At 78.5% G+C, this 19,266-nt stretch carries 19 protein-coding genes; 17 read left to right on the top strand and 2 right to left on the bottom strand.

Going from position 1 to position 19,266, the window contains the following annotated elements:
• Nucleotides 1–18 precede the first annotated feature (18 nt).
• The 8 genes from ACRYMN_RS08630 (at nucleotide 19) to rimI (ending at nucleotide 6,839) form a co-directional block, all read left to right on the top strand.
• Nucleotides 19–372, top strand: a complete 354-nt coding sequence (locus ACRYMN_RS08630) for a holo-ACP synthase (protein ID WP_432494019.1) — start codon at nucleotides 19–21, stop codon at nucleotides 370–372.
• 85 nt (nucleotides 373–457) lie between these two features.
• Nucleotides 458–1,939 carry an NAD(P)H-hydrate epimerase gene (locus ACRYMN_RS08625; RefSeq protein ID WP_432494017.1) on the top strand — a complete coding sequence of 494 codons (1,482 nt, stop codon included), beginning with the start codon at nucleotides 458–460 and terminating at the stop codon, nucleotides 1,937–1,939.
• Nucleotides 1,940–2,016: 77 nt separating this feature from the next.
• Complete coding sequence (alr, locus tag ACRYMN_RS08620) at nucleotides 2,017–3,303, top strand: alanine racemase (protein WP_432494015.1); 1,287 nt, start codon at nucleotides 2,017–2,019, stop codon at nucleotides 3,301–3,303.
• Nucleotides 3,300–4,346, top strand: coding sequence for an alpha/beta fold hydrolase (locus tag ACRYMN_RS08615; RefSeq protein WP_432494013.1), 1,047 nt, complete (start codon nucleotides 3,300–3,302; stop codon nucleotides 4,344–4,346). The genes alr and ACRYMN_RS08615 overlap by 4 nt, the downstream gene beginning before the upstream one ends.
• Nucleotides 4,343–4,858, top strand: coding sequence for a tRNA (adenosine(37)-N6)-threonylcarbamoyltransferase complex ATPase subunit type 1 TsaE (gene tsaE, locus ACRYMN_RS08610; protein WP_432494011.1), 516 nt, complete (start codon nucleotides 4,343–4,345; stop codon nucleotides 4,856–4,858). The genes ACRYMN_RS08615 and tsaE overlap by 4 nt, the downstream gene beginning before the upstream one ends.
• Entirely contained in the window at nucleotides 4,855–5,628 is a 774-nt protein-coding gene (locus ACRYMN_RS08605; RefSeq protein ID WP_432494009.1) for an alpha/beta hydrolase, read from the top strand. The genes tsaE and ACRYMN_RS08605 overlap by 4 nt, the downstream gene beginning before the upstream one ends.
• 9 nt (nucleotides 5,629–5,637) lie before the next feature.
• Nucleotides 5,638–6,309: a tRNA (adenosine(37)-N6)-threonylcarbamoyltransferase complex dimerization subunit type 1 TsaB gene (gene tsaB / locus ACRYMN_RS08600; RefSeq protein WP_432494007.1), complete on the top strand. Its 672-nt coding sequence runs from the start codon at nucleotides 5,638–5,640 to the stop codon at nucleotides 6,307–6,309.
• A gap of 92 nt (nucleotides 6,310–6,401) precedes the next feature.
• Nucleotides 6,402–6,839, top strand: a complete 438-nt coding sequence (gene rimI, locus ACRYMN_RS08595; protein WP_432494005.1) for a ribosomal protein S18-alanine N-acetyltransferase — start codon at nucleotides 6,402–6,404, stop codon at nucleotides 6,837–6,839.
• Between the two features lie 48 nt (nucleotides 6,840–6,887).
• Here rimI and ACRYMN_RS08590 read toward each other — a convergent pair whose 3' ends face one another.
• Nucleotides 6,888–8,069 carry a THUMP-like domain-containing protein gene (locus ACRYMN_RS08590; RefSeq protein ID WP_432494003.1) on the bottom strand — a complete coding sequence of 394 codons (1,182 nt, stop codon included), beginning with the start codon at nucleotides 8,067–8,069 and terminating at the stop codon, nucleotides 6,888–6,890.
• Nucleotides 8,070–8,297: 228 nt separating this feature from the next.
• Between ACRYMN_RS08590 and groES the strand changes: the two genes are divergently transcribed.
• Together groES and groL are read left to right on the top strand one after the other, a co-directional pair.
• On the top strand, nucleotides 8,298–8,594 hold the full coding sequence (groES, locus tag ACRYMN_RS08585; protein WP_012084928.1) for a co-chaperone GroES: 297 nt from the start codon (nucleotides 8,298–8,300) through the stop codon (nucleotides 8,592–8,594).
• Between the two features lie 90 nt (nucleotides 8,595–8,684).
• Nucleotides 8,685–10,301, top strand: coding sequence for a chaperonin GroEL (gene groL / locus ACRYMN_RS08580; RefSeq protein WP_432494001.1), 1,617 nt, complete (start codon nucleotides 8,685–8,687; stop codon nucleotides 10,299–10,301).
• Nucleotides 10,302–10,478: 177 nt separating this feature from the next.
• On the opposite strand, the gene ACRYMN_RS08575 is transcribed toward groL, so the two are convergent.
• Complete coding sequence (locus ACRYMN_RS08575; protein WP_432493999.1) at nucleotides 10,479–10,781, bottom strand: WhiB family transcriptional regulator; 303 nt, start codon at nucleotides 10,779–10,781, stop codon at nucleotides 10,479–10,481.
• A gap of 361 nt (nucleotides 10,782–11,142) precedes the next feature.
• Here ACRYMN_RS08575 and ACRYMN_RS08570 point away from each other — a divergent pair, with 361 nt between their 5' ends.
• From ACRYMN_RS08570 to ACRYMN_RS08540, 7 genes are all read left to right on the top strand, one after another.
• Nucleotides 11,143–12,246, top strand: a complete 1,104-nt coding sequence (locus tag ACRYMN_RS08570; RefSeq protein WP_432493997.1) for a MerR family transcriptional regulator — start codon at nucleotides 11,143–11,145, stop codon at nucleotides 12,244–12,246.
• A 187-nt stretch (nucleotides 12,247–12,433) separates the two neighbouring features.
• Entirely contained in the window at nucleotides 12,434–13,045 is a 612-nt protein-coding gene (locus ACRYMN_RS08565) for a response regulator transcription factor (protein ID WP_432493995.1), read from the top strand.
• A gap of 4 nt (nucleotides 13,046–13,049) precedes the next feature.
• Nucleotides 13,050–13,982 (top strand): RNA polymerase sigma factor ShbA, encoded by a 933-nt coding sequence (shbA, locus tag ACRYMN_RS08560; RefSeq protein ID WP_432493993.1) that lies wholly within the window; start codon nucleotides 13,050–13,052, stop codon nucleotides 13,980–13,982.
• Complete coding sequence (locus ACRYMN_RS08555) at nucleotides 13,979–15,487, top strand: hypothetical protein (protein WP_432493991.1); 1,509 nt, start codon at nucleotides 13,979–13,981, stop codon at nucleotides 15,485–15,487. Before shbA ends, ACRYMN_RS08555 begins: the two co-directional genes overlap by 4 nt.
• A 21-nt stretch (nucleotides 15,488–15,508) precedes the next feature.
• A complete protein-coding gene (gene guaB / locus ACRYMN_RS08550; protein WP_432493989.1) occupies nucleotides 15,509–17,050 on the top strand; it encodes an IMP dehydrogenase in 1,542 nt (513 codons plus the stop codon).
• Between the two features lie 123 nt (nucleotides 17,051–17,173).
• Nucleotides 17,174–18,295 (top strand): GuaB3 family IMP dehydrogenase-related protein, encoded by a 1,122-nt coding sequence (locus ACRYMN_RS08545; RefSeq protein WP_432493987.1) that lies wholly within the window; start codon nucleotides 17,174–17,176, stop codon nucleotides 18,293–18,295.
• Nucleotides 18,292–19,260, top strand: coding sequence for an oxidoreductase (locus ACRYMN_RS08540; RefSeq protein WP_432493985.1), 969 nt, complete (start codon nucleotides 18,292–18,294; stop codon nucleotides 19,258–19,260). Before ACRYMN_RS08545 ends, ACRYMN_RS08540 begins: the two co-directional genes overlap by 4 nt.
• The last annotated feature ends 6 nt before the right edge of the window (nucleotides 19,261–19,266 follow it).

The raw sequence follows: 19,266 nt of genomic DNA, 5'->3' as shown, positions 1-19,266 counted from the left end.
CGGCGGAGGGGGAGTGACGTGATCGTCGGAGTGGGAATCGACGTCGTCGACATCGCGCGGTTCGTGCGCCAGGTGCAGCGCACGCCGCGGCTGCTGGACCGGCTGTTCGGGGACGGCGAGCGGGGCCTGCCCCCCGAGTCGCTGGCCGCGCGCTTCGCCGCCAAGGAGGCCGTCGCCAAGGCGCTGGGCGCGCCGGTGGGCCTGGTGTGGCGCGACGTGGTGGTCGAGCGCGAGGACGGGCACCGCCCCGAGGTCGTCGTGCGCGGCAGCGCCGAGCGCATCGCCCGCGAGGCCGGGGTGGAGCGCTTCCACCTCTCGCTCTCGCACGACGCGGGCATCGCCACCGCGCTGGTGGTCGCCGAGGGCCGCTGAGGCCCGTGCCCGCGCACCGCGCCGGCCCACCGCGCCGTGCCCGCGCCGACGGGCGCGCGGCGCGCGGCGGTGCCAGGGTCGGCACGTGATCGAAGCGCACGCCGTCGCCGACGTCCGCGCCGCCGAGCGCGACGTGATGGCCACCGTGCCCGAGGGCGCCCTGATGCAGCGCGCCGCCGCGGCCCTGGACGCCGAGTGCGCCGCCGTGCTGCGCGCGGCCACCGGGCGGGTCAGCGGCCGGCGCGTCGTGGTGCTGGCCGGCGGCGGCGACAACGGCGGTGACGCCCTGCTGGCCGCGGCCCGCCTCGCCGGGCGCGGCGCCGGGGTGCTGGTGCTCACCACCGCCGCGCGCGCCCACCCGGAGGGCCTGCGCGCCGCGCTGGCCGCGGGCGCGCGGGTGCGCCCCTTCGACGGCGACGGCCCGGCCGCCTGCCGCGCCGCGGACCTGCTCCTGGACGGCGTCACCGGCATCGGCGGCTCCGGCGGGCTGCGCGCCCCGCTCGACGAGCTGCCCGCCGCGCTGGCCGCCGCCGGTGACGACGGCCCCGTCGTCGTGGCCGTGGACGTGCCCAGCGGCCTGGACGCCGACCGCGGCGCCGTCGAGGGCGGGGTGCTCCCCGCCGACGTCACCGTCACCTTCGGCACCGCCAAGCCCGCGCACCTGCTGGCCCCGGCCGCCACCCGCTGCGGGCGCCTGGTGGTGGCCGACATCGGCGTGCGCGGGCGGCTGCCCGCGCCCGCGGTGCGCCGCGTCGAGCCCGCCGACGTCGCCCGCCGCTGGCCGCGCCCGGGCCCCGGCGACGACAAGTACTCGCGCGGCGTGGTCGGCGTGGTCGCCGGGGGCCCGGAGTACACCGGCGCCGCGCTGCTGGCCGTGGACGCCGCGGTGCGCGCCGGCGCGGGCATGGTGCGCTACCTGGGCCCGGAGCACCCCACCGAGCTGGTGCGCCACCACCGCCCCGAGGCCGTCACCGGCGCCGGCCGCGTGCAGGCGTGGGTGCTGGGCCCGGGCGTCTCGCCGCACGACGAGGAGCAGCAGGCGCGCGTGCGCGCGGCCCTGGCCTCCGGCGAGCCGGCGGTCGTGGACGCCGGCGCACTGGCCGGGCTGCCCGCCGGGCTGGGCCCGCAGCACGTGCTGACCCCGCACGCCGGGGAGCTGGCGCGCCTGCTGGGCCTGCTCGGCGAGGACGTCGCGCGCGCCGCCGTGGAGGCCGACCCGCTCGCGCACGCCCGGCGCGCGGCGGCCGCCACGGGCGCCACCGTGCTGCTCAAGGGCGCGGTGACCACCGTGGCCGGCCCGGACGGGCGGGTGCTCACCGCCGCCTCCGCCCCCGCCTGGCTGGCCACCGCCGGCGCCGGCGACGTGCTCGCCGGCGTGCTCGGCGCCGCCCTGGCCGCCCGCGCCGCCGAGCTGGCCCGCGAGCCGGCGCTGGCCGCCGAGGTGGCCGCCGAGGCCGCCGTCCTGCACGGCTGGGCCGCCGAGCTGGCCAGCGCCGGCGGGCCGGTCAGCGCGCTGGACGTCGCCGAGGCGGTGCCGGCGGCGCTGACGTCGCTGCCGGGCTGGTGAGCGGGCGGCCCCCGTGCGGTGGGCGTGGGCGCCGCGCCGGGCGCCAGCGGCCCGCGCCCGGCGGGTACGGTCGGGGGGTGGGCTCACCCGTGGACGAGGCCGTGGACCGGGCCGTGGACGAGGCCGTGGACGAGGCCGTGGACCGGGCCGCCGCGCCCGCTCCCCGCGGCGCGCCGCCCGAGCCGTCGCCGGGGCTGGCCGCCGAGGCCGTCGTCGACCTGGACGCCATCGCCGGCAACGCCGCCGCGCTGCGCGACCGCCTGGGCGGCGCGCAGCTGATGGCGGTGGTCAAGGCCGACGGGTACGGGCACGGGGCCGTGCCGGCCGCGCGCGCGGCGCTGGCCGGCGGGGCGAGCTGGCTGGGCGTGGCGCACGTGCACGAGGCCCTGGCGCTGCGCGCGGCAGGGATCGGCGCACCGGTGCTGGCGTGGCTGCTCACCCCGGGGGTGGACCCGGGCCCGGCCGTGGCCGCCGACGTGGACCTGTCCGTCTCGGCGCCGTGGGCGCTGCAGGCGGTGGCCGCCGCCGCCCGCGCCGCCGGGCGCACCGCCGCGGTGCACCTGGAGGTCGACACCGGCATGTCCCGCGGCGGCGCCTCCCCGGCGCTGTGGCCGGACCTGCTCGACGCCGCGGCCGCGCTGGTCGCCGAGGGCGCGGTGCGGGTGCGCGGCACGTGGGCGCACTTCGCCTCCGCCGACGTGCCCGGCGACGCCTCGGTGGACGCCCAGCTGGACGCCTTCGCCGCGGCGGTGGCCACCGCCCGCGCGCGCGGGGTGGACCCGGGCCTGCTGCACCACGCCAACTCCGCCGCGGCCCTGTTCGAGCCGCGCGCCCGCTTCGACCTGGCCCGCTGCGGCATCGCCCTGTACGGCGTGAGCCCTGCGCCGGCCGTCGCGCCCGCCGAGCGGCTGGGCCTGGTGCCGGCCATGACCCTGACCGCGCGCCTGGCGCACGTGCGCGCGGTGCCGGCGGGCGCGGGCGTGTCCTACGGGCTCACCCACGTCGTCCCGCGCGCCACGACGCTGGGCCTGGTCCCCCTCGGCTACGGCGACGGCCTGCCCCGGCACGCCTCCTCCCGACCCGGCGGCGGGGGCGGGGCGGTGCTCGTCGCCGGCCGGCGCCGGCCGGTGCTGGGGCGCGTGTGCATGGACCAGGTGGTCGTCGACCTCGGCGGCGAGGAGCTCGCGCCGGGGGAGCCGGTGGTCGTCCTCGGCGCCGGAGCCGCGGCCGGGCGCCCCGAGGAACCCACGGCCCAGGACTGGGCCGAGGCCGCCGGCACCATCGCCTACGAGGTCGTCACCCGCATCGGCCCGCGCGTGCCGCGGCGCTGGACCGGCGCCGCGGCCGGGGGGCGCGCGTGGTGAGGGCGGCCGGTGCGCTGCGACCGCGCCGGCGCACCGCGCCCGCGCGCGAGGAGCTGCAGCCCCTGGTGGGCGAGGCGGTGCGGGTCGAGACCGACGACGGCGCGCTGCTGCACGTGGAGGTCGACCCGGCCGCCGCCGCGCCGCCGGGCGCACCCACCGTCGTGCTGCTGCACGGCTACGGCCTGTCCGCCGACGCCTGGTGCTTCCAGCGCCTGGCGCTGCGCGAGCGCTACCGGCTGGTGCTGCCCGAGCACCGCGGCCACGGCCGCTCCACCCGCGGCCCCGCCGGGCCGGTGAGCGTCGCCCGGCTGGCCGACGACCTGGGCGCCGTGCTCGACCGGGTGGCGCCCACCGGCCCGCTGGCGCTCGTGGGGCACTCCGTGGGCGGCATGACCGTCATGGAGCTGGCGGTGCGGCGCCCGGACCTGCTCGAGCGCACCCGCGCCGTGGGCCTGGTCGCCACCAGCTCCGGGGGGCTGGCCGCCCTCGACCACGGCCTGCCCCTGCTGGGGCGCCACCTGGTGCGCTGGGCCGAGCAGGCCCTGCAGCGCGCCGCCGGGCGCGCCGAGGTCCTCGAGCGCGGCCGCCGGCTGGGCGCCGACGTGGAGCAGCGGCTCGTCTCGCACTGGTCGTTCGCCTCCCCGGTGGCCCCGGAGGTCGAGCGCCTGGCCGCGCGGATGATGGCCGCCACCTCCGTGGGCACCATCGCCGACCTGCTGCCGGCCTTCGGCACGCTGGACGAGAGCGCGGCGCTGGCCGCGCTGGCCGGGCGGCCGGTGCTGGTCGTCGCCGCCGAGCGCGACCTCATGACGCCGGCCGCGCACGGGCGCACCATCGCCGACGCGGTCCCCGGGGCCGAGCACGTCCTCGTGCGCCAGGCCGGGCACCTGGTGATGCTCGAGCACCCCGCGGTGGTCACCGCCCGCCTCGAGCGGCTCCTGGCGCGCGCGGCCGGCGGCGCGGCCGCGCCGGCCGACGAGGTCGTCCTGCCGGTGCCGCGCCGCCCGGCGCGCCCGCTGCGCCCGGTCCGGGGGCGGCCGTGAGCGCGGTGGAGCTGGAGCTGACGACCCCCGCGGCCACCGGGGAGCTGGGCCGGCGCCTGGGCGCCCTGCTGCGCGCGGGCGACCTCGTGGTGCTCTCCGGCGACGTCGGCGCGGGCAAGACGACGCTGACGCGCGGGCTGGCCGAGGGGCTGGGGGTGCGCGGGCCGGTGACCTCCCCGACCTTCGTCATCGCCCGCGTGCACCCCTCCCTGCGCGAGGGCCCGCCGCTGGTGCACGTGGACGCCTACCGGGTCCGCTCCCTGGCCGAGGTCGACGACCTCGACCTGGACGCCGACGCCGAGGAGGCGGTCACCGTCGTGGAGTGGGGCGCGGGCCTGGTGGAGGACCTGACCGGCCAGCGCCTGGAGGTGCACCTGCAGCGCCCGCACGGGGCCACCGCCGGGGTGGACGAGGGCGAGGTGCCCGTCGAGCCGCGCACCGCGCGGCTGCGCGCGCACGGGCGGCGCTGGGAGGGCGTGGACCTGGCCGCGGCGCTGGGGGAGGGCGCGTGAGCGGGCCGGACCTGCTCGAGCGCGACGAGCGCGCCCGCCCCTGGCGCGAGGCGGTGCCCGGTGCGCGCGCCGGCGTGGCCGTCGTGCACGGCTTCACCAGCACCCCGCAGAGCGTGCACGGCTGGGCGCGCGCGCTGGCCGACGCCGGGACCGGCGTGGACGTGCCGCTGCTGCCCGGGCACGGGCGCACCGTCGAGGCGTGCAACGGCTCCACCTGGCGGCAGTGGCTGGCCGAGGTGGTCGCCGCGCTGCGCCGGCTGCGCGCGCAGCACGAGGTGGTCGTGGCCGCGGGGCTGTCCCTGGGCGGGGCGCTGGTGCTGCGCGCCGCCCAGCGCCACCCCGACCTCGTCGACGGCCTCGTCCTGGCCAACCCCGCCGTCGCGCTGGCGCCGCACCTGGAGGTGGCCGTGGAGGTCCTCGGCCGCCTGCGCGCGACCCGCCCGGCCATCGCCGGGGACCTCGCCGACCCCGGCGCGGTGGAGCTGGCCTACGAGCGCACCCCGCTGCGGGCGCTGCGCTCGCAGGCGCAGCTGTGGCGCGCCGTGCGCCGCGACCTGCCGCGGGTGCACCAGCCGCTGCTGCTGCTGCGCAGCGCGGTGGACCACGTGGTGCCCGCCGCCTCCAGCGCCCGGGTGCTGCGGGGGGTGTCCTCGCGGGAGGTCACCGAGGTCGTCTACCGCGACAGCTTCCACGTGCTGACGCTGGACCGCGACGCGCCGGCGGCCTTCGCCGAGACGGTGGCCTTCGTGCGCCGCCTGGCCACCGCCTAAGCTCGCCGCGTGCTGATGCTGGCCCTCGACACCGCCACCGACGGCGTCGCCGTGGCCCTGCACGACGGTGAGCGCGTGCTGGGCTCGCGCCGCGCCGGCGACGCGCGCCACCACAACGAGGTCCTCGTGCCCACGGTCGCCGAGGCGCTGCGCGCCGCCGGCCGCGAGCGCGGCGAGGTCACCGACGTGGCGGTGGGCGTGGGCCCGGGCCCCTTCACCGGCCTGCGGGTGGGGCTGGTGACCGCCCGCGCGCTGGCGCTGGCGTGGGGGGCGGCGCTGCACGGGGTGTGCTCGCTGGACGCCCTGGCCGCGCAGGCGCTCGCCGAGGGGCTGGTGCGGGGGGAGTTCCTCGTGGCCACCGACGCGCGCCGGCGCGAGGTGCACACCGCCCGCTACGGCGCCCGCGACGGCCGCCCGGTGCGCCTGGCCGGTCCCGACGTCGTCGCCCCCGCGGCCGTGCGGCGCGACGGCCTGCCCGTCGTGGGCCGCGGCGCCGCCCTGCACCCCGACGCGCTCGGCCCGGCCGGGCCGCTCTCGGACGTCGACGCCGGCTGGCTCGCGCAGGTCGCCGTGGACGCGCTCGCCGGCCGCGGCGGCCCGGGGCTGCTGCCCGTCGAGCCGCTGTACCTGCGCCGCCCGGACGCGGTGGAGCCCACGGGCCGCAAGCGCGTCACCGCGTGAGCGCCGCGCCGGCGCGCGCCGGGGACCCGGGAGGCGCTGGGAGCTCGGGGAGCTCGGGGAGCTCGGGGAGCTCGGGGGCCGCGGGGGCCGGGGTGGTGCTCGCGCCGGCGCGCTGGTGGCACCTGGCCGACGTGCAGCGCCTGGAGGCGGACCTGTTCGGTCCCACCGCCTGGTCGGTGGAGACGTTCTGGGGCGAGCTGGCCGCGCCGGGGCGCACCTACCTCGTCGCGCTGGAGGGCGAGGAGGTCCTCGGCTACGCCGGGCTGGCCGTCTCCGGCGCCGACGCCGACGTGCAGACGATCGGCGTGGCCCGCGGCGCGCAGGGCCGCGGGCTGGGCCGGCGGCTGCTGCGCGCGCTGCTGACCGCCGCCCGCGACGCCGGGGCCACCCGCGTGCTGCTGGAGGTGCGCGCCGACAACGCGCCGGCGCAGGCGCTGTACGCCTCCGAGGGCTTCGAGGTCCTCGCCCGCCGCGCGCGCTACTACCAGCCCGGCGGGATCGACGCGCTGGTGCTGCGCGCGCGCGTCTGAGGGCGGCGGGGCCCCGGGCGGCGGGGCCCCGGGCGGCGGGGCCCGGGCTCAGCCCACCGGCTCGACGACGAGCACCGTCTGCCGCCCGGCCACGCGCGTGAGCACCACGGTGGCCGGCACCGAGCCGCGCAGCCCCAGCTGCCGGCGCAGCACGTCCGGGTCCACGGCGGTGCCGCGCTTCTTGACCGTCAGCGGCCCGACGTCGCGCGCGCGCAGGTGCGCGCGCAGCGCCTTCAGGCCGAAGGGCAGCACGTCGAGCACGGCGTAGGAGCGCGTGAACGGCGTGCTCGCCGGGCCGTCGGTGGTGACGTAGGCGATGGTCCCGTCCACCAGGCGCCCGCCGAGCAGGCGCGCGGCGGCGCCGACCAGGCCGGCGCGCACGACCGCCCCGTCGGGCTCGTGCAGGTGCGTGCCCACCGGCCCGACGTCGGGCACGGGGTTGTCCGCGTCGTCCAGCGACCAGCGCCCGCCGTCGCGCAGCAGCAGGGCGCTGCGGGCGACGCCGGGCCGGGCCAGCGGGCCGCACCACAGCGCCGCCTCGACCACGTCGCCGTCCACGGACGTCCACTGGGCCTCGGCGCCGGCGGGCACGAGCTCGTGCGGCAGGCCCGGCGCCAGCTTCGCGCCGGTGGCCGGCACCCGCGCGGCGGTGGCGAGCACGAAGGACAGCGGCGGGGAGGTGGCCTCGGGGTCGAGCAGGCGGCGTCCGCCGGCGGTGCGGCGGGCGGGGTCGAACCAGGCGCCGTCGCCGGGGCCGAGCTCGTCGACGACGCCGGCGGTGACGTCGGCGCAGCGCACCCGCGCGCGGCCGGCGAGGTTGGCGGCCGCCGCGGCGGCGGTGCCCGGGTCGGCGTCCACGGCCAGCACGTCCAGGCCCGCGTCGGCCAGGGCGAGCGCGTCGGCGCCGATGCCGCAGCCGAGGTCGGCGACCCGGCGCACCCCGGCGCCGGCGAAGCGGGCGGCGTGCTCGGCGGCGACGGCGGCGCGGGTGGCCTGCTCCACGCCGGCCGGGGTCAGCAGCAGCCCGCGGGCGCGCTCGCCCAGCTTGGCGACGGCGCGCTCGCGCAGGCGCGCCTGCGTCATGGCCAGCGCCACCAGCGCCGGCTCGTGCCCCTCGCGGCGCAGCCGCTGCCCCAGCGCCAGGGGGTCGGCCGGGCCGGCGGCGTCGACCAGCTCCAGCAGCGCCCGCCCGGCGGGGGAGGTCAGCGCGGCGACGTCGGCGGGGTCCACGCCCCGACTGTGCCAGGCGGGGCGGCGATCACCCGACCGGGCACCGTCCCTGGCACTCGGGGTGCGGGAGTGCTAACTTCTGACCCAGCGCCGGTGGCACTCCGCACGAGGGAGTGCCAGGCGAGGCGGCACCGTCCGGCACCCGCGACGACGGTCGGCGCAGGCCCCGCACCCGGCCCGCCAGCACACCAGATCCGTACCGAGTACGCAGAAGGGGAGGGCCGCTCAGTGTCGGTCTCCATCACTCCGCTCGAGGACCGCATCGTCGTCAAGCCGCTCGACGCGGAGCAGACGACCGCTTCCGGTCTGGTCATCCCGGACACCGCCAAGGAGAAGCCCCAGGAGGGCGAGGTCCTGGCCGTGGGTCCGGGCCGCGTGGACGACAACGGCAACCGCGTGCCCGTCGACGTCGCCGTCGGCGACAAGGTCATCTACTCCAAGTACGGCGGCACCGAGGTCAAGTACGGCGGCGACGAGCTGCTGATCCTCTCGGCGCGCGACGTGCTCGCCAAGGTCGCCAAGTAAGCGGCTGACGGACCACGACGCCCCGGGCGCCCGAGACCGGGTGCCCGGGGCGTCTCCCGTTCGCCCGCGAAGATCCGGAAGGAACAGCACATGGCCAAGCAGCTCTCGTTCAACGAGGACGCCCGCCGCTCCCTCGAGCGCGGCGTCGACGCCCTGGCGGACGCCGTCAAGGTGACCCTCGGCCCCCGCGGCCGCAACGTCGTCATCGACAAGAAGTGGGGTGCGCCGACGATCACGAACGACGGCGTCACCATCGCCCGCGAGGTCGAGCTCGAGGACCCGTACGAGAACCTCGGCGCGCAGCTCGCCAAGGAGGTCGCCACCAAGACGAACGACGTCGCCGGCGACGGCACCACCACCGCGACCGTCCTGGCCCAGGCGATGGTCCACGAGGGCCTGCGCAACGTCGCCGCCGGCGCGGCGCCGTCCGCCCTCAAGCGCGGCATCGACGCGGCCGTGCAGGCCGTGGGCGACCAGCTGCTCGAGCTCGCCCGCGAGGTCGACGGCAAGGGCGACATCGCCCACGTCGCCACCATCTCCGCCCAGGACGCCAGCGTCGGCGAGCTGCTGGCCGACGCCTTCGACAAGGTCGGCAAGGACGGCGTCATCACGGTGGAGGAGGCCTCCACCACCGCGCTGGAGCTGGACTTCACCGAGGGCATGCAGTTCGACAAGGGCTACATCTCGCCCTACTTCGTCACCGACGCCGAGCGCCAGGAGGCGGTGCTGGAGGACGCGTACGTCCTCGTGCACCAGGGCAAGATCTCCACGGTCACCGAGCTGCTGCCGCTGCTGGAGAAGGTCCTCAAGACCTCCAAGCCGCTGCTGATCATCGCCGAGGACGTCGACGGCGAGGCCCTGTCCACGCTGGTCGTCAACAAGATCCGCGGCACCTTCAACGCCGTGGCCGTCAAGGCCCCCGGCTTCGGCGACCGCCGCAAGGCGATCCTGGGCGACATCGCCACCCTCACCGGCGGCCAGGTCGTCGCCGAGGAGGTCGGCCTCAAGCTCGACCAGGTCGACCTCGACGTGCTGGGCACCGCCCGCCGCGTCGTCGTCACCAAGGACGACACCACCCTGGTCGACGGCGCCGGCGCCTCCGAGGACGTCGCGGGCCGCGTGGCGCAGATCAAGGCCGAGATCGAGCGCACCGACTCCGACTGGGACCGCGAGAAGCTGCAGGAGCGCCTCGCGAAGCTGGCCGGCGGCGTGGTCGTCGTCAAGGTGGGCGCGCACACCGAGGTGGAGCTGAAGGAGAAGAAGCACCGCATCGAGGACGCCGTCTCCGCCACCCGCGCGGCCATCGAGGAGGGCATCGTCGCCGGTGGCGGCAGCGCCCTGACCCACGCGGTGAAGGTGCTCGAGGGCGGCCTGGGCAAGGAGGGCGACGAGGCCACCGGCGTGAAGCTGGTGCACCGCGCGGCCACCGAGCCGCTGCGCTGGATCGCCGAGAACGCCGGTCACGAGGGCTACGTCGTGGTGGAGAAGGTGCGCGGCCTCGAGGTGGGCCACGGCCTGAACGCCGCCACCGGCGAGTACGTGGACCTGCTGGCCGCCGGCGTCATCGACCCGGTCAAGGTCACCCGCTCCGCGCTGGTCAACGCCGCCTCGATCGCGTCGATGGTCCTGACCACCGACACCCTCGTGGTGGACAAGAAGGAGGAGGAGCCGGCCGCCGCCGGCCACGGTCACGGCCACGGCCACTGACCCTCCCCGCACGACGAGAGGCCCGGCACCCCGCGAGGGGTCCGGGCCTCTTCTCGTGCTGCTGGTCCTCGTGCTGCATGGTCCTCGAGCTGCTGGTCCTGCTGCGGCGTGCCGCGCACCGCACCACCGCGCGCGGCGCACGCCGGTCGACGGCGGGCCCCCGCCCGCCGGGCGGCGTCAGCTGGCGACGCGCAGGGTGCGGCGGCGCTCCGCGGCGTAGATCGTCTCGCGGTCGTCCTCGGTCAGGCCGCCCCAGACGCCGTAGGGCTCGCGCACCTTCAGGGCGTGCTTGCGGCACTCCTGCACCACCGGGCAGCCGGCGCACACGGCCTGGGCGGCGGCGTCGCGGTTGCGGCGGGCCGGGCCGCGCTCGCCCTCGGGGTGGAAGAAGAGGTCCGGGTCGGCGTCGCGGCAGGCGCCCACGAGCTGCCACTCCCAGATGTCGGCGACGGGTCCGGGGAGGCGGGAGATCTCGGCCATGGTGTGCTCCTGGGGGCTGGTGCGGGGGTGCCGCGGAGGTGGATCTTGCTGACGAGGTAGGACGCTACAACCGCGCCAGAAGTTGTTCAAGCCCCTGGGTCGAGGTTGTTCAGGCCCGATCCGGGTGACCTGCGCCACACGCGGCGGCCCTGCTGCCGTGCCCGGCGACCCGGTTGTGCACCACCCGTGGACAACCCTGTGAACAACCTGCTTCTCCTGTGAACGACCCGCCTCCCGGGCCCTCGTCCGTGCGCGACCGGCGGTGAACAACCCTGAACAACCTGTGGGGCCCTCCCGCCCCGAGCGGCCCGGCGGGGGCGGGGGAGTGGCGGCTCCGCGCCGCGCGCGGGAGGATCCACCCGTGTCCTCCTCCCAGGGGGCGTCAGCGCCGCCCGCTCCGCGCATGACCCTCACCGTGGCCGCCGTGGCCCGCCGGCTGGGGGTCGCGCCCGCGACGCTGCGCACCTGGGACCGCCGCTACGGCCTGGGGCCCAGCGAGCACACCGCCGGCGCGCACCGGCGCTACTCCTCCACGGACCTCGCGCGCCTGGTCGTCATGCGCCGGCTGACCCTGGAGGGGGTGGCCCCCGCGGAGGCCGCCGCCATCGCCGCCACCACCGCCGTCGCCGACGGCGGCTTCGCCCTGGCCAGCGTCTCCACCATCCCCGCGGCCGTCATCGAGGCCGCCGTCACCGACGCCGCCGCCATCGCCGGGCCCGACCCGGCCGCCGCGCCCGCCGCAGCGCCGGGTCCCGCGGCCGGCGCCGCCGCGCCCGCCGTCCCCGCCGGCGAGGGGCTGGCCCCCGACCAGGAGGAGGCCGCCGAGGCCGACGCCGCCGAGGACGCCGCCGAGGACGCCGCCGAGGACGCCGCCGAGGACGCCGCCGAGGACGCCGCGGCGGAGCGGCGTGCCGCGGCGGTGCCCCGAAGCCGCGGCGAGCTGCAGGACTGGGCCGTGCAGAGCCTGGCCGACCGCTTCGCCGAGGAGGTGCGCGCCCGCGGGGCGGCCGCCGCGTGGGACGCCGTGCTCGGGCCCGCGCTGGCCACCGACGACGCCGCGCTGCACGAGGCCGTCGCCCGCGCGCTGGCGCTGCTGCCCACCCGCGACGACGAGCGCGCCGTGCTGCTCGCCGGCGCCGACCCCGCCCCGCGCGGTCCCGCCCTGGTGGCCGCGGCCGCCGCCCTGGCCGAGGCCGGTGCCGGGGCGCGCTCGGCGGGCGACGGCGTGCCCGCCCGCCTGCTGGCCGCGGCGGTGCGCCGCACCCGCCCGCCCGCGGTGCTGCTGCACGCCCGCTCCCCGCGCACCTCCGCGGACCTCGAGGGCGTCCTGGCGCTGCTGCGCGTGCGCCCGGCGCCGCTGGTGGTCCTCGTCGGCCCCGGCTGGCCCGACGCGGTGCCCGGCTGCGAGCGCGCCGCGTCGCTGTCCGACGCGGTGCGCCGCTGCGCCGCCGCCGTGCACGCCTGAGGCCGACCGGCCCGCGCGCGCAGCGGCGGTCGCCCCGGCGCGCAGCGGCGAGCGGCCGCCGCCCGCGGGTGCCCGCCGTGCGCTCAGGTGGGCACCCCCGCGTGCCGATGCCTCCACCGTGGCGCTCCCCGCGCCGCGACGCTCCCACGGACGGGGGTGTCCCACCCGTACAGGGAAGAGGCAAGTGGTGGCTACGGTTCTGGTCTGCGACGACCTCCCGCTGGCGCGTGAGGCGATGCGGCGCATGGTCGCCGCGGTCCCCGGCGTCACGCGCGTCGTCGGTGCCGCCTCCGGCGAGGAGGCGCTGACGCGCTGGCCCGTCGAGCGGCCCTCGCTCGTCATCATGGACGTGCGCATGCCGGGCATCGGCGGGGTCGAGGCGGCGCGCCGCCTCCTGGCCCGGCACCCCGAGGCCAACGTGCTCATGGCCACGATGGCCGAGGACGGCGACGGCGTCGCCCGCGCGGTCGCCTCCGGCGCGCGCGGCTACGTCGTCAAGGACGTCTCGCGCGAGGAGCTCGCCACCGCGGTGCTCCAGGCCCTGCAGGACGTCTCGCGCCGCCGCGGCGGCGGGCGCACCCGCACGGTGCTGTCCGGCCGTGCGCCGGTGCTCACCGAGCGCGAGGGCCAGGTGCTCGTCGGCATGAGCCGCGGGCGCAGCAACGCGGAGATCGGCCGGGAGCTGTTCCTCTCGGAGGACACCGTCAAGACGCACGCCCGCCGGCTCTTCCGCAAGCTCGAGGCGGCGGACCGCGCGCAGGCGGTGGCTGTGGGATTCCGCTGGGGTCTCGTACGGTAGGTCCGTGGGCCCTGGGGGCGACGAGGCCGGTGGACCGGCCGGGGCGGACGCCGCGCGGCGCTCCGGCCGCCGTGCTGCCCCCGCGGACCTCGCCCCCGACGACCTCGAGGTGCGCACCACCGCCCTGCCGCCCGTCCCTCGCGAGGGGGCGCCCCGCGACGGCGCGCGGGTCGACGGGGCTCCCCTGGACGGCGCGCGCGTCGACGGCACGCACCTCGACGGCGCGCGCGTCGACGGCGTCCGCGTCGACGGCGTCCGCGTCGACGCGGACGGCCCGGACGGGGCGGGTCCCCTCGACGGGGACCTGGACCCCGCGGGCGCGCCGGGTGTAACGCCGCAGGACGAGCGAGCGATGAGCAGGGTGGATGCCGGGGGGCTCCAAGAGCTGGCGGCCCGCGCCCTGTCGGGGGAGCAGGGCGCGGTCGCCGACCTCCTGGCAGCGGTTCGCCGCCTCGTCCACCGCTACTGCCGGGCTCGGCTCGGGCGACTGCCCGGAGCCGATCACGCCGCCGAGGACGCGGCACAGGAGGTCTGCATCGCCGTGCTCACGGCACTGCCCCGCTACAAGGACACCGGGCGCCCGTTCGAGGCGTTCGTGTACCGCATCGCGGCCAACAAGGTGGCCGACGCGCAGCGGGCCGCCTACCGCGCACCGGTGCCCACCGACGAGGTCCCCGACTCCGCGGCCGCCGAGCCCGGTCCCGAGCAGCTGGCCATGGACTCCTTCGACGCCGAGACCGTCGGGCGCCTGCTCGACACCCTGCCGCCCAAGCTGCGCGAGATCCTCACGCTGCGCGTGGGCGCGGGCATGTCCGCCGAGGAGACCGGCCGCGCCCTGGACATGACGGCCGGTGCCGTGCGCGTGGCGCAGCACCGCGCCATGCAGAAGCTGCGCAAGACCGCCCTGGCCGACACCTCCCTGCGGGTGACCTCGTGAGCACCGACGGCCGCGGCCACCTGCGCGGCGAGCGCGAGGTGCCCACCGTGCCCGAGCTGCTCGCCACCGACGCCCTCCTGGACCGCCTCGGCGCGCACCGCGCCACCGAGGGCGACCTCGCCGACACCGTGGCGCGCCTGCTGGACGCCTACGCCACGCACGCCGACCCGGAGACCGCCGGCGTGCGCCCGCTGGAGCTGCCCGAGCCCGCCCCGGGCGAGGAGCTGCCCGCCGCCCCCGGTGCCCCGGCCCCGCGGGTGCTGGTGGCGCGCCGGCGCACGCTGGAGCGGCTGGGCCGCGGCACGGCCGCGGCCTGCGCCGTGCTCGCCCTGCTGGGCGGCACCGCCGCGGCGGCCGCCACGGGCGGCTCCGGGCTCACCGGGAGCGCCACCGCGATCGGCAGCCCCGTGACCGCGGTCCTGCCCGAGTGGTTCGGCGACCGCGTCATGCAGGCCCTGGGCGGCACCGCCAAGCAGCGCGTGGAGCGCGAGGTGCGCCAGGCGCAGGTCGTGGCGGAGCGCGGGAACCGGCAGGCCGCGGTCGAGCGCCTCGGCAGCTTCCTGGAGCGCCTGCGCAGCGCCGAGGGCGACCCGCAGCTGGTGCGCCAGGTCGAGTACACCCTGCGGCGGCTCGAGCGCGAGACCCCGGTCCCGCTCGCCGTCGACGCCCCGTCGTCGACCTCGTCGACGGGGCTCGCCTCCCCGGACGGCACCGCGTCCGTCACGCTGCCCGAGCTGGTGCAGAGCTCCGGCGACGCGTCCGCGACGCCCAGCGCGCCCACCACCGAAGCGACCCCCGCCGCCGTCGGCGCCGCGGTCGACGCCCCCGACGACGGCAGCCCCACCTCACCGCGCCCCGTCCCGAGCACCACCGGCGGCACCGGCGGCACCGGCGGCCCGTCCACCCCGCTGCCCGCCCAGCCCACGCGCGGTGGCGGTGCCGGCTCGCCGTCCACGGGGTCGCCGTCCACGGGGTCGCCGTCCACGCCGACGAGGACCCCCGCGCAGACCCCGACGGGGACCCCCACCGGGACGCCGACGGACACCCCCACGGGCACCCCCACGGACAGCCCCACCGGGACCCCGACGGACGACCCCACGGGGACCCCCACGGACAGCGCCACCGGGACCCCGACGGGCACCCCCACGGACGGCCCCACCGGGACCCCGACGGGCACCCCCACGGACACGCCCGCCACCGACGACCCGTCGGCCTCCCCGGCGCCGACCGGCGACGGCGGCGACGGCGAGGACGCCGGTGGGGGCGGCGGCACGCCGCCGAGCACCGGCCCCACCGACCTCTCCGGCGGTCCGGGTGCGCTCCCGCCGGGCGGCGCCGGGCCGGTCGACGCGCCGCCGGCGTCCCCGGCGCCGCCGACCGGCGACGACGCGCTGCCCTCGCCCGAGCCCTCGCCCTCCCCGGTGCCCTCGCCGTCGACGCCGTCCGTGGCGGACGTCGCCCCGGCGGGGGGCGGGCAGGGGGCGGAGCCGTCGGCGCAGGGCTGATCGAGCCGTAGCATCGTGAGGGTGACCGCGTCGAACCCCGCCCCCGGTGCCCCGGCCCACGACGAGCCCGCCCACGACCCGTTCGGGTTCGTCGGGCTGACCTACGACGACGTCCTGCTGCTCCCCGGCGAGTCGGACGTCATCCCCTCGGAGGCGGACACCACCTCACGGGTCTCCAAGCGCGTCTCGCTGCGCGTGCCGCTGCTGAGCTCCGCCATGGACACGGTGACGGAGTCGCGCATGGCGATCGCCATGGCCCGCCAGGGCGGGCTGGGCGTGCTGCACCGCAACCTCTCCGCGGACGAGCAGGCCAACCAGGTCGACATCGTCAAGCGCTCGGAGTCGGGCATGGTGACGCGGCCGGTGACGACCTCGCCGGACGCCACCCTCGCGGACGTCGACGCGCTGTGCGGTCGCTACCGCATCTCGGGCGTGCCCGTGGTCGACGGCGAGGGCACCCTCGTGGGCATCGTCACCAACCGCGACCTGCGCTTCGAGACGGACTTCACCCGCCGCGTGCGCGAGGTGATGACGCCGATGCCGCTGGTCACCGCCCCGGTGGGCATCAGCTCCGAGGACGCCGAGCAGCTGCTGCGCAAGCACAAGATCGAGAAGCTGCCGATCGTCGACGAGCGCGACCGCCTCACCGGCCTGATCACGGTGAAGGACTACGTCAAGAGCGAGCAGTACCCGCTGGCCACGAAGGACGAGGACGGCCGGCTGCGGGTGGCCGCGGCCATCGGCATCTTCGAGGACGCCTGGAAGCGCGGCATGCAGCTGGTCGAGGCGGGCGTGGACGTGCTCGTGGTCGACATGGCGCACGGGCACTCGCGCGCGGTGCTGGAGATGATCTCGCGGCTGAAGTCGGACAGCGCCGCCGCGCACGTGGACGTCGTGGGCGGCAACGTCGCCACGCGCGCCGCCGCGCAGGCGCTGGTGGACGCGGGCGTGGACGGCATCAAGGTGGGCGTGGGCCCGGGCTCGATCTGCACCACGCGCGTCGTCTCCGGCGTGGGCGTGCCGCAGGTGACGGCCATCCACGAGGCCTCCAAGGCGGCCCGTCCCGCGGGCGTGCCGCTCATCGGCGACGGCGGGCTGGCGTACTCCGGCGACATCGCCAAGGCCCTCGTGGCGGGCGCGGACACCGTGATGCTCGGCTCGCTGCTGGCCGGCTGCGAGGAGAGCCCCGGCGACCTGGTGTTCATCAACGGCAAGCAGTTCAAGAGCTACCGCGGCATGGGCTCCCTGGGCGCGCAGCAGACGCGCTCCGGCGCCCGCTCCTTCTCCAAGGACCGCTACTTCCAGAACGACGTCGCCTCCGACGACCGCTTCGTGCCCGAGGGCGTGGAGGGCCAGGTGCCCTACCGCGGCCCGCTGGCGGCGGTGGCGCACCAGCTCGTCGGCGGGCTGCGGCAGTCGATGTTCTACGCCGGCGCGCGCACGGTGCCGGAGCTGCAGCGGGTGGGGCGCTTCGTGCGCATCACCCCGGCCGGCCTGCGCGAGAGCCACCCGCACGACATCCAGATGACGGTCGAGGCGCCGAACTACAGCAGCGGCCGCTGAGGGCGCGGCGGCCGCCGGACCACGCGGCCGCCGCGCGCCGCAGCAGCGGCCGCCGAGGGCGCGGCACCCGTCCCCGCCGCCGCGCGGGAGGGGCGGGTGCCGGGCAGCCGGTAGCCTGTGGGGGTGTACGAGATCGAGATCGGCCGCGGCAAGCGGGGGCGTCGCGCCTACAGCTTCGACGACGTGGCGATCGTCCCCAGCCGCCGCACGCGCGACCCCGAGGACGTGTCCACCGCCTGGCAGATCGACGCGTACCACTTCTCCCTGCCGGTGCTCAGCGCGCCGATGGACTCCGTCGCCTCGCCGGCCACCGCGGTGGCCATCGGGCAGCTCGGCGGCCTGGGCGTGCTCGACCTCGAGGGCCTGTGGACGCGCTACGAGGACCCCGAGCCGCTGCTGGCCGAGATCGCCTCGCTGGACGCCGCGATCGCGGTGCGCCGCATGCAGGAGATCTACGCCGAGCCGGTCAAGGCCGAGCTGATCACCGCCCGCCTGGCGCAGGTGCGCGCCGCGGGCGTGACGGTCGCCGGCGCCCTGTCGCCGCAGCGCACGCAGGAGTTCTGGAAGGTCGTCGTCGACGCGGGCGTGGACCTCTTCGTCATCCGCGGCACCACGGTCTCGGCCGAGCACGTCTCCGGGCGCACCGAGCCGCTGAACCTCAAGCGCTTCATCTACGAGCTGGACGTGCCCGTCGTCGTCGGCGGCGCGGCCACGTACACCGCCGCGCTGCACCTGATGCGCACCGGCGCCGCCGGCGTGCTCGTCGGCTTCGGCGGGGGCGCGGCCAACACCACGCGCCGCACCCTGGGCATCCACGCGCCCATGGCCAGCGCGGTCGCGGACGTGGCCGCGGCCCGGCGCGACTACATGGACGAGTCCGGCGGCCGGTACGTGCACGTCATCGCCGACGGCGGCGTGGGCACCTCCGGCGACATCGTCAAGGCGATCGCCTGCGGCGCGGACGCGGTGATGCTCGGCGCGGCGCTGGCGCGGGCCACCGAGGCCCCCGGCCGCGGCTGGCACTGGGGCCCGGAGGCGCACCACGCGGTGCTGCCGCGCGGCGAGCGCGTGCACGTGGGCACGGTGGCGCCGCTGGCGGAGATCCTCGAGGGCCCGGGCCGCCTGGCCGACGGCACCACCAACCTCGTCGGTGCGCTGCGCCGCTCGATGGCCACCACCGGCTACTCCGACCTCAAGGAGTTCCAGCGCGTCGAGGTCGTCGTCTCCCCGTACCAGCCCGCGTGAGCGGGCAGCGGTCCGCGGCCCCCTGGACCCCCGACGCGCTGGGCCCGCAGGACGGGCGCACCGCCCTGGTGACGGGCGCGAACTCCGGCCTGGGCCTGCACGTGGCCACCGAGCTGGCCCGCCGCGGCGCGGACGTGCTCATGGCGTGCCGGGACGCCGCGCGCGGCGAGGCGGCGCTGGAGCGGCTGCGCGCCGACGTCGCCGACTCCGGCGTGAAGGCGTCCGCGGAGGTCCTCGTGCTGGACGTGGCCGACCTGGCCGGCGTGCGCCGCGCCGCCGCGGAGGTCGCCGAGCGGCGCGCGAGCGTGGACGTGCTGGTCAACAACGCCGGCGTGATGGCGCCGCCGTTCGGCCGCACCGCCGACGGCTTCGAGCTGCAGGTCGGCACCAACCACCTGGGCCACTTCGCCCTGACGGGCCTGCTGCTGCCGCTGCTGCTGGCCGGGGACGGCGCGCGGGTGGTGAGCGTGGCCAGCGTCGCGCACCGCTTCGGCCCGCTGGATCGCGAGGACTACCTCAGCGAGCGCTCCTACTCGCGCTGGCACGCCTACGGGCAGTCGAAGCTGTCGAACCTGCTGTTCGCCCTGGAGCTGCAGCGGCGCGCCCGCTCGGCGGGCGCCGCGCTGGTCTCCACCGCGGCGCACCCGGGCCTGTCGGACACGAACCTGTGGAAGGCGACGCCGCTGGCGCCGCACGTCCCGGTGGGCGGTGCGCTGGGCCGGGCGCTGGGGCGCGCGGTGGGTCACCCGCCCGCGCGGGGCGCGTGGCCGCTGCTGCGCGCCGCCGCCGACCCGGCCGCGCGCGGCGGGCAGTACTTCGGCCCCGACGGGTTCGGCGGCTGGAAGGGCTTCCCGGTGCCCGAGCGGGCCTCGGCGGCGGCGTACGACACCGCCGACGCGGCGTGGCTGTGGGCGCGCTCGGCGGAGTGGACCGGCGTGGGCTTCGAGGAGCTCGCCGCCCGCTGACCGCGG

Source organism: Kineococcus gypseus, from assembly GCF_050871305.1.
In the GTDB taxonomy this organism is placed as follows: domain Bacteria; phylum Actinomycetota; class Actinomycetes; order Actinomycetales; family Kineococcaceae; genus Kineococcus; species Kineococcus gypseus.
Note: the sequence above shows the minus strand (reverse complement) of the source record. Positions and strands in the feature narration are given on the sequence as shown.

Excerpts from the sequence above, each read along its gene's own strand:
- groL (WP_432494001.1), top strand. The coding sequence starts at position 8,685 with ATGGCCAAGCAGCTCTCGTTCAACGAGGACGCCCGCCGCTCCCTCGAG.
- ACRYMN_RS08575 (WP_432493999.1), bottom strand. The coding sequence starts at position 10,781 with ATGGCCGAGATCTCCCGCCTCCCCGGACCCGTCGCCGACATCTGGGAG.